This is a genomic window from Ferrovibrio sp. (assembly GCF_046297895.1).
Classification (GTDB): domain Bacteria; phylum Pseudomonadota; class Alphaproteobacteria; order Ferrovibrionales; family Ferrovibrionaceae; genus Ferrovibrio.
The window spans coordinates 402979-412219 of sequence record NZ_JBKBHC010000003.1; the positions used below are offsets into that span (position 1 = coordinate 402979).

The following is a 9241-nucleotide window of genomic DNA, read 5'->3' on the forward strand; positions in this document are numbered from 1 at the left end:
TCTCTGGCTCAATGCTCCCAAACCAAAATTGGGAGGGAAGTCATTGCTTCACGTTATTTCAAAGGAGAATGCACACCTGCATTGGGATGCGCTCGCATCGATGCACCAACTGCGCCGATCGGTCTTCAGCGAGCGGCTTGGCTGGAGCGTCAACGTTATCAACGGGCTGGAACTGGACCAGTTTGACCTGCCCGAAGCGCACTATCTGGTTCACTATGCGCCCGACGGCCGCGTGAACGCCTGCACCCGGCTTCTGCCGACGACAGGCCCGTATCTGCTGGCAGACGTGTTTCCCAATCTGGTGGAAGGCAAGATGCCGCGCGCGCACGACATCTGGGAAAGCACCCGCTTCTGCGCCGATCAGGCCACTGCGCCGGCGAACATCGCCGCAATCCTCATGGCCGGCATGCTGGAGTTTGGCCAATCCCTTGGGCTGCGCGCCTATGTATCAGTGTCGGATATCCGCATGGAACCGATCATGCGTCGCGCCGGATGGAACCCCATTCGCCTTGGCGGGACGATGGAAACCGGTACCGACACGGCCGCGGCCGAGTGGCTGGAGGTATCGCCCGAGTATATGGCCCGTGTCCGCCGACGCGCAGGGGCGATGAGTTCGGTTATCGCCAATCTCGGTGAGCTTCGTCAGGAAAGGGTGGCGGCATGACACACGACGCTGATTGGCCCGCATCATCGCCGCTTGGCGGTGCGCGACCATCCCGTATCGAAGCCAACCGGCTCGCATGGTGCATCCGGTATCTTGCCGATGAAGCTCGTCGCAGCGGGTTCGACGAGACAGCGGCGGCATTGGAGGCTGTAGAACTGCCTCGCAAAAACGACCGTTATTGAAGGTATGGTCGCTTTTGAGAAAGGCGGAACGTGTTTTCGCCTTTCTTCTTTTCTCAAATCCCGTCGCGAAACCTGATACACTGATTGCGATTCAATTTACGGATTTTGAGAAGAGTGAATATTGGTTATGCCCGTGTCTCCACTGACGAACAGAAACCGACCCTCCAAATCGACGCCCTGAAGGCGGCCGGGTGCGAACGCATCTTCGATGAAACCTCATCGGGTGCCAAATCTGATAAGCCGTGCCTCGAACACGCCCTCGACTTCATGCGGCCGGGCGACACGCTTGTTGTCTGGCAACTCGACCGTCTCGCCCGGTCCATGCGCCAGCTCATCGACACCGTGGAGCTTCTCCAGTCGAAGGGCATGGGCGTTCGCTCCCTGACCGAAGCAATTGACACCACGACCCCCGGCGGCATGTTGGTGTTCCACATCTTCGGTGCCTTGGCCGAGTTCGAGCGCGCTATCATTCGGGAGCGCACAAGGGCCGGGCTTGAAGCCGCCCGCGCCCGAGGCCGCAAGGGCGGACGACCAAGGAAGTTGTCCAAAGCGGACATTCGCGTAGCCAAGACACTGCTGAGCGACCCGGAAATTAGCGTTGCGGAAGTGGCCGAGCGCCTTGGTGTATCCATCGCCACCTTATACCGATATTTGCCCGGCCGGCGGGAAAGTGTCTGGTCATCCTGACATAAGTTGGCCGCTCGATAGACTTGTCCAGTCATTGGCGGCCAAACGACGTAGCGTGTCGCCGATAAACCGGATCACTTCGTCAACGCCGTTGCCCAACATTTGTCGACCGAGGCTGAACTGGACCGAAGCCTCGGCTTCTTTATCCCTAAGGCCGATTGCGGTGAGCACATGGGATGGTTCCGGCATCCCGGTCGTAAAAGCCGACCCCGTCGAAGCGGCGAGCTTCAGTTGAAGGTTGCTCAAGATATCGTGCGATAAGAAGCGGTCGAAACAAATGTTGGCATAGCTTGAATGGCGATCAGCCGGCGATGGTCTATTGACAGGAGGTGACCAGAGGCGCCGAACTGACCTCAAATGCTATGCTCCAATGGTAGAGGCGCGGCATCGAATGGCACTACTTCGCGCCCGGCAATCTCGTGTAGAATGGCTTCATGGAAATCATAAAGCTATTCCAATATTTCACCAATAGAAGCCCAAAGCGCGGAACTTGGGGGGTGTCGACGTAAAATCATACTTCGTCGCTAGAGGTGCAAAGATGGGTACAGCCTGACCGCGCGTTTGCGCGCGAAGTTGTCGAAGCCGGTTAATGCGTTTTTGTGTCGGGGGGTGCGTCCGCAAGAGAGACGGCTCGGGAATGCGCCGGCCGGGAAGAAAAATTTCTTCCCAGAACCTTCCGACACGGCGTTCGAGTTTGCTCAGCGCTCTCATGAGACCCTCCGGGTCGCCGGTCAGCTCCGCCGCCGCGCGATCTGCGTCATACTCGCGGGTGCGCGACAGGCCGAGCTGCACGAGCGCCATCAAGGTGGGCGCGAAGATGAGAAGCGCCACGATATGCCACGGAACATAGACCGCCCCCGCGAAAATAAGAGGTAGGTTGAGGAGCAGCAGGAATTGTCCAAGCCAACTCGCGATGGAAACCAACCGTGACATCATATCTGCCAATCCCATGATCCACAGGTCGCGGTTCGCGATGTGGCCAACTTCGTGAGCCAGGACGCCGACGAGTTCGCGACCGTCGAGGAGTTGAAGCAGTCCATCGGTGACGCAGATTGTACTGTCTTCCGGACTGCCCATCGCGAAGGCGTTCGGCAACGGGCTCGATACGCGATAGAGCTTCGGCGCGCGCGGCAAATCGGCACGTCGCGCAAGTTCCGCTATTCCTGCGACAAGGCCGGGCGCATCACGTCCCGTTATGCGCTCCGCCTGATATGCGGACAGCAAGAAGTCTTGCGGCAGATTGGGGACAAAAATCAGACCCGCAACCATTCCGAAGGCAAGCAGCAGCCCGACCTCCGCGCCGACGACCGCTGTCATGGACACCCAGGCGATCATCGCCATAAGGCCAAGCAAGAGCGCGGATTGGACGAGGTTGATAAATCGATGCCTCGTCGAGACAGCGGGCATTTCCGGCTCCTATCGCGGTTCGCCAAGTGTGATCCTGAGGCTCTTGTGTTGATCGCCGCGCCGGAGGTGCAATTCAACCTGATCCCCGGGGCGATGCGCTTCGAGCGCCGCGATCAGGTCAGCCGCTTCATCAACTCTAGTCGCTCCAAGGCCGATTATCCGGTCGCCGGCTACAATGAACCCATCGCCGCTAATGCGGGCGGGGACCAGTCCCGCGCGGGCAGCGGGGCCGTCAGGATCGACTCCGAGGACCATGACGCCGGAGGTGCCCTTCTGCGCGAGCATTGAATCGACCCTAGGATCGAATAAAACGCCGAGACGTGGCGGTGCATAGCTGCCGCGAGCGATGAGCTGTGGCACCACCCGATTGACCGTATCGACGGGCACCGCAAAGCCGATTCCCGCGCTGCCGCCGGATGGACTGAAAATCGCCGTGTTGACGCCGATCAGACGCCCCGCGCTGTCGATTAGAGGGCCACCGGAATTTCCGGGGTTAATTGCTGCGTCCGTCTGGATCAGGCCACGTATCGGGAGACTGCCTTCTCCCGGCAATTCGCGGCCGAGAGCCGAGACAATTCCGGTCGTCATCGTCCAGTCCAAGCCAAACGGATTGCCGATGGCGAACACGCTCTGACCGACACGCAACTCGTTGCTGGTGCCGATGGGGATTGGCGGTGGCCGGTCAGAACCTACGCCGATATGCAGGACTGCCAGATCGTGCTCGGGGGCACGCCCCACCAGGCGCGCGGAGAAGGCACGGCCATCAGCCAGCCTGACGACTGCCCGGCTCGCGCCGGCGATAACATGATTGTTCGTCACCACATGACCGAGTTCGTCCCAGACGAATCCTGAACCGTTCCCGCGCGGAACGTCATAGGCATTCCGGCTCCAGGGATCGACTACACGCTCGGCCGTCGTGATGAAGACGACACTGTCTCGAGCGGCGTTGAATACCGTGATGGTGCTTTGTTCAAACGCCGCCAGGTCGCCGCGCGGAGCCACGGCGCGCGGTTCGGCAAACCGACCGAGCACAACGCCCTGAATGATAGGAAAGCTCTGCCACACAATTATGATAAGGAGCGCGGCAGAGGTTGCTGAAACAAGTCGAATGAAAAAGGTTCGGTTCATTGACCGCCATCCGCATTTTCAGTAGGGGGCTGTTCGCGTCGGTCCTGATCGCGCACGAGCCAATGGACAACCCCGAGCGCAAGCGCCGCGCCCGCGAGTGCGGCAATCTTGGCCGGCTCCGTCTCGCCGAGGTCCAGGATGATGAATTTGCGCGCAATGGCGAGGAGCGCGATCAGCACGATCGTGCGGACCTGGAGGATGCCCAAGCTGCGTTCCGTTGCGACAAGAAGGGAGCGCTTGAACTCGAGCGCGATCACCACGGTGAAGATCATGCCGAACACCACCTGAAAGGTGGCGTAATCGAGAGTGTCGAATGCCCCCAGAACCAGGCGGTTCACGACTTCACGCATCAGCGCCCAGACTGACGCCACGACAATCGCCGCAATGATGACGCTGAGGACGAAGATGACAATTTGCTCGAACTTCTCGTAGAGCGTCATCGCCGACCATTGTTCACGGGTCAGCCCGGATCGTTGCAAGTCCTTCATGATTGCTCCTCGAAAGCCGCCCCGGAGAGACAAGCTCCCCGGGGCTTCGCCAGACGGTGCGATATCGCACGGAGCGGAGGGGACGCCGCAAACCGGCGACGTCCGATTTGGCAAATCAGCCGTTCTTGACCTCGATGCGCTTGACCTTCGCCTGCGCCTCGGGGGTCTGTGGCAGCTTGATCGTCAGAACCCCGTTCTTGAAGGATGCTTGCGCCTTTTCGCCATCCACACCGGGAGGGAGCGGAATTGTCCGGTAGATTGCGCCGTAGCTGCGCTCGGAGAGATAGTACCCCTTCTTCTCCTCTTGGCGCTCGATCTTCTTCTCCCCCTTCACGGTCAGCATGTCGTCGCTGACCGTCACCTCGATGTCCTTCATCTCCATGCCCGGGAGCTCGATCGAGATTTCGATCGCATTGTCGGTCTCGACCACGTCGGATTTCGCCTCGCCGCTGCTCCAGGGCCAGTCGAGATGGCCGATGCGGTTCCAGAAGTTCTCGAACACATGGTTCATTTCGCGCTGGAGTGTCGCGATCGGGTTGTCTTCGCTGCTCTTGGCGTCTGGCGCGCCGTCCTTGCGCGCCCAGGGAATGAGGTCCTTGATCTGCATGATATGATCTCCTTCGGTTTTCAGGCGCCCTTGACGGCGATCCTTTTCGGCTGCGCTTCAGGGGCTCGGGGGAGCGTCAGGGTGAGGACACCTGCACGCATCTCGGCTTCGATCCTGTCGGGGTCGAAGTCCTCGGAAAGCGTGAAGGCACGCTCGAAATCGCCCTCGCCATATTCGGCATAGGCAAGTTCGAGGTTTTCCGGCCGCACCGGGTCAACCTTGCCGCGGATCGTCAACACACGATTTTCGAGCGTGATTTCGACCGCATCGGCGGCGACCCCAGGCATTTCAAGCATCATGGAGACACCCTGATCGGTCTCGACGATATCGGTCAGCGGGCGGTAGATGCGTCCGCCGCCGGTGGTCTCGGGCGAGTCGGTCGGCGTCTTTTCGGCGGCTTGCGTGATGTCGGTGCTCATCGTTCCAGCTCCTCTCAGGCCGCTTTGATCTCGATTTTCTTCGGCCTCGTTTCCTCGGGCCGGGAGATGACGATCCGCAATACGCCGTTCGTCATCCTCGCCTCGACCTTGTCATCCGAGGCCGCGAACGGCAGGCGGATCGTACGGGAAAACCTGCCGTAACCGCGTTCGTTGCGGCGCCAGCGCGCACCTTCGGGAACCTCGGGCGCCTTGCGTTCGCCCGACAGCGTCAGGACGTTGTCCTTGACCGAAATTTCTATGTCGCCCGGTTCGATGCCGGGAAGTTCAGCGGCGATGGCAACGGCCTCAGGGCCTTGCCAGACATTCACCGCCGGGAACGCCGCGCGGGATGGCGGCCAGAAACCGCGGTCGAGATCGCGCATCATGGAGCGCATCAGCGCAAAGGGATCGCTGCGGCGCAGATTTGTCGGGTAGAGCATTGCTGGCCTCCTGTTGCTGATCGATGCCCCCGAACCGTCGGCATGGAGGGGCCGGGCAACGGTGCCGGCTGGATGTGGGTTCGGAGACCGCCCATCAAGATAGGCGGTTCCATTTATTATGCAAGCATATATGATGCACGCGTTGCACTTTGGGTGGACCGCAGTCTATCCTGTTTCTCATGCAGACGGAGGAAAGATACCCTTGATCACTTCTGATCTTGCCCTGATCGGGACGACGATCCACCGGGTCGCGCAGCTCATCCAGCAGCGGATCGACAACGAGATCGGCGACAGCGGCCTGACCCGCCTGTCCTGGATCGCGGTGGCACACGTCGAGGATTCGCCCGGGCTGACCATCGGCGATCTGGCCGACCGGCTCGAGGTCGGCCCGGCCACGGCGGGCCAGCTCGTCGATCGCATGGTGCGGGGCGGCTGGGTCGAGCGGTCGCCCTCGCCCGACGACCGACGGGCGCAGATCGTCACGGCAACTTCGAAGGCCAGGGCGATGCTGGAGGAACTCGCGCCGCGGCAATCGGCGCTCGAAGATGACATCCTGCAGGATCTGTCGGCGGACGAAAGGCGCGTCCTGCTGGCGCTCCTCGAACGGATCAGGGCGCGGCTCGCGCGCTAGGGGGAGGGACGAACGGCATGGAAAAGAAGACGGAATACAACATCTGGTACTGGGTGGTGGCTTTCACATCCGTGCTGTTCATCCAGAACCTGATCGCAGGCTGGCAATCCGTCGCTCCAATCAGCTACAGTCAGTTCGAGAAGTATCTCGAAGATAGAAAAATCTCTTCTGTCGCGGTCGGGTCAGACACTATCACAGGCACTTTCGTCGAACCGGTCGACGGCAAGAAGCGGTTCGTGACGACCGTCGTGAATCCCGCAATTCTAGAGCGGATAGACCGGTCAGGTGTCGAGATTGCTGGGGTTCCGCAAAACACGCTGCTCGGCACGCTAATTTCCTGGGTGGCGCCAGCGCTCGTCTTCTTCGGAATCTGGATGCTGCTGTTCCGCAAATTCGCCGACAAGCAGGGTTTCGGCGGGTTCATGCAGGTCGGCCGCAGCAAGGCCAAAGTTTACATGGAAAAGGAAACCGGCGTCAGTTTCGCTGACGTGGCCGGCGTGGACGAGGCCAAGGCCGAGTTGGAGGAGGTCGTGGAGTTCCTCAAGAACCCGGCCGAATACGGAAAGCTGGGCGCACATATCCCCAAAGGCATATTGCTCGTTGGGCCGCCGGGCACCGGCAAGACGCTTCTCGCGCGCGCGGTGGCGGGTGAGGCGGGCGTGACCTTCTTTTCGATCTCGGGATCAGAGTTCGTCGAGATGTTCGTGGGCGTCGGTGCCGCACGGGTGCGCGACCTGTTCGAGCAGGCCCGGAAATCCGCCCCGGCGATCATCTTCATCGACGAACTCGACGCTCTTGGGAGGGCGCGCTCCTCCGGCCAGATCGCCGGTGGCCATGATGAGCGTGAGCAGACGCTGAACCAGCTTCTGACCGAGCTCGACGGCTTCGACCCTTCGGTGGGCATCGTGCTCCTGGCCGCCACCAACCGGCCCGAGATCCTCGACCCCGCGCTTCTCCGCGCGGGCCGCTTCGACCGGCAGGTGTTGGTGGATCGGCCCGACAAGAAGGGACGCGTGCAGATTCTTGGCGTTCACATGAAAAAGGTGAAGCTCGCCCCGGACGTCGATGCCGATAAGGTCGCAGCGCTTACTCCCGGCTTTTCCGGAGCGGATCTTGCCAATCTCGTCAACGAGGCAGCATTGCTCGCCACGCGCCGCAAGGCAGATGCGGTGACGATGGACGACTTCAACAATGCCGTGGAACGCATCATCGCCGGGTTGGAAAAGAAGAACCGCGTTCTGAACCCGCGCGAACGCGAGATCGTGGCGCATCACGAGATGGGGCACGCACTGGTGGCGATGGCTCTGCCGGGGGTGGATCCGGTGCACAAAGTCTCGATCATCCCGCGCGGGATTGGCGCGCTCGGCTACACCATCCAGCGCCCGACCGAGGACCGCTTCCTGATGACGCGGGAGGAACTCGAGAACAAGATCGCCGTGCTGCTCGGCGGGCGCGCGGCCGAGAAGATCATCTACGACCACCTCTCGACCGGGGCGGCGGACGATCTGGTCAAGGCCACCGATATCGCCCGCGCCATGGTCGCACGGTACGGGATGGACGAAGACCTCGGGCATGTCAGCTACGACACCGATCGGCCCGGCTTTCTCGGCACCGGCGACCAGTCGTCCTGGCTCAACCGCCGCTACAGCGACGCCACTGCTGAGCGGATGGACGCGAAGGTGCGCGACATCGTGGATGGCGTGTTCAAGCGCACCCTCACCCTTCTTGAAAGCAATCGGGATCTTCTTGAGCAATCGGCGCAGGATCTCCTGCAACGAGAGACACTGGACGAGCCCGATCTGGTGGCAATTGGGTCCAAGGTGAGAAGAACGGAAGCAGTTGCTGCGTGACACTGTCACTGGCGCAGATGATCGGCGGACAAGCCTGACTGGATAAAGAAAACGGAGAAGAGAAATGGCAAACGGAGCTTGCGATATTTGCGGTCGCCCGGCGACGGCGCGCGTGCGCGCCTCGGTGAACGGCAGAATTCAGAACATGGAGCTTTGCGACCAGCATTACCGCGAGATGGTGCGCCGGTCGGGCCGCAGCGCGTCGCCGTTGGAAGCGCTGTTCGGACGGCATTCCCTTTTTGACGAATTCTTTGGCGATAGTGGTTTCGGCAGCCTCTTTGGTGACAGCCCGTTGCGGGGCGGCACGCTCGGCGCCATGGGTGACGGCGATGACGATGTCGTCGAGGCCACTTTCGGCGAGGGCGCGCCACGACGCGGATCGCGGCGCGGCGGCGGCGGGCGCAATATCGCCGATCGACTGAGCGAACAGGGCAACAAGCTGTTGCAAGATGCCGCACAGAAGGCAGGAGAATTCGGACGCAGCGAGGTCGATACCGAACATCTGCTTCTGGCACTGACCTCGTCCGACATCGTCAAGACGATCCTGGAACAGTTCAAGGTCGATGTGGACGATCTGCGGCGCCAGATCGAGAAGGAAGCGAAGCGTGGAGAGGCCAAGACGGAGGGCGAAATCGGCGTCAGTCCTCGCCTGAAGGACGCGCTGAACCGGGCCTTCATCGCCTCGAACGAACTCGGCCATTCCTATGTCGGTCCCGAGCACCTGCTGATCGGCCTTGC

At 61.1% G+C, this 9241-nt stretch carries 12 protein-coding genes; 5 read left to right on the forward strand and 7 right to left on the reverse strand.

Annotated elements, in window-relative coordinates; genetic code table 11:
* The first annotated feature begins 43 nt into the window (after positions 1 to 43).
* Complete coding sequence (locus ACK4FK_RS07010) at positions 44 to 664, forward strand: acyl-homoserine-lactone synthase (protein WP_409743040.1); 621 nt, start codon at positions 44 to 46, stop codon at positions 662 to 664.
* A 296-nt stretch (positions 665 to 960) separates the two neighbouring features.
* A complete protein-coding gene (locus ACK4FK_RS07015; RefSeq protein WP_409743043.1) occupies positions 961 to 1533 on the forward strand; it encodes a recombinase family protein in 573 nt (190 codons plus the stop codon).
* Here ACK4FK_RS07015 and ACK4FK_RS07020 read toward each other — a convergent pair.
* The 7 genes from ACK4FK_RS07020 to ACK4FK_RS07050 form a co-directional block, all read right to left on the reverse strand.
* A complete protein-coding gene (locus ACK4FK_RS07020) occupies positions 1525 to 1779 on the reverse strand; it encodes a hypothetical protein (RefSeq protein WP_409743045.1) in 255 nt (84 codons plus the stop codon). The two genes, ACK4FK_RS07015 and ACK4FK_RS07020, sit on opposite strands and share 9 nt — an antisense overlap.
* A 216-nt stretch (positions 1780 to 1995) precedes the next feature.
* A complete protein-coding gene (locus ACK4FK_RS07025; RefSeq protein ID WP_409743048.1) occupies positions 1996 to 2940 on the reverse strand; it encodes a zinc metalloprotease HtpX in 945 nt (314 codons plus the stop codon).
* A 9-nt stretch (positions 2941 to 2949) separates the two neighbouring features.
* Positions 2950 to 4068, reverse strand: coding sequence for a S1C family serine protease (locus ACK4FK_RS07030; RefSeq protein WP_409743051.1), 1119 nt, complete (start codon positions 4066 to 4068; stop codon positions 2950 to 2952).
* The gene (locus ACK4FK_RS07035) at positions 4065 to 4556 is read right to left on the reverse strand and encodes a phosphate-starvation-inducible PsiE family protein (RefSeq protein WP_409743054.1); all 492 of its coding nucleotides are present in this window, start codon (positions 4554 to 4556) and stop codon (positions 4065 to 4067) included. The genes ACK4FK_RS07030 and ACK4FK_RS07035 overlap by 4 nt, the downstream gene beginning before the upstream one ends.
* Positions 4557 to 4671: 115 nt before the next feature.
* Positions 4672 to 5163 (reverse strand): Hsp20/alpha crystallin family protein, encoded by a 492-nt coding sequence (locus ACK4FK_RS07040; protein WP_409743056.1) that lies wholly within the window; start codon positions 5161 to 5163, stop codon positions 4672 to 4674.
* Between the two features lie 20 nt (positions 5164 to 5183).
* A complete protein-coding gene (locus ACK4FK_RS07045; RefSeq protein WP_409743059.1) occupies positions 5184 to 5582 on the reverse strand; it encodes an Hsp20/alpha crystallin family protein in 399 nt (132 codons plus the stop codon).
* Between the two features lie 14 nt (positions 5583 to 5596).
* On the reverse strand, positions 5597 to 5968 hold the full coding sequence (locus ACK4FK_RS07050; protein WP_409743061.1) for an Hsp20/alpha crystallin family protein: 372 nt from the start codon (positions 5966 to 5968) through the stop codon (positions 5597 to 5599).
* 256 nt (positions 5969 to 6224) lie between these two features.
* Here ACK4FK_RS07050 and ACK4FK_RS07055 point away from each other — a divergent pair, with 256 nt between their 5' ends.
* The 3 genes from ACK4FK_RS07055 to ACK4FK_RS07065 form a co-directional block, all read left to right on the forward strand.
* On the forward strand, positions 6225 to 6653 hold the full coding sequence (locus tag ACK4FK_RS07055; protein ID WP_409743063.1) for a MarR family winged helix-turn-helix transcriptional regulator: 429 nt from the start codon (positions 6225 to 6227) through the stop codon (positions 6651 to 6653).
* Between the two features lie 17 nt (positions 6654 to 6670).
* Positions 6671 to 8503, forward strand: a complete 1833-nt coding sequence (gene ftsH, locus ACK4FK_RS07060) for an ATP-dependent zinc metalloprotease FtsH (protein ID WP_409743066.1) — start codon at positions 6671 to 6673, stop codon at positions 8501 to 8503.
* A 64-nt stretch (positions 8504 to 8567) separates the two neighbouring features.
* A partial coding sequence (locus ACK4FK_RS07065) for a Clp protease N-terminal domain-containing protein (protein ID WP_409743068.1) occupies positions 8568 to 9241 on the forward strand: 674 nt, incomplete at its 3' end.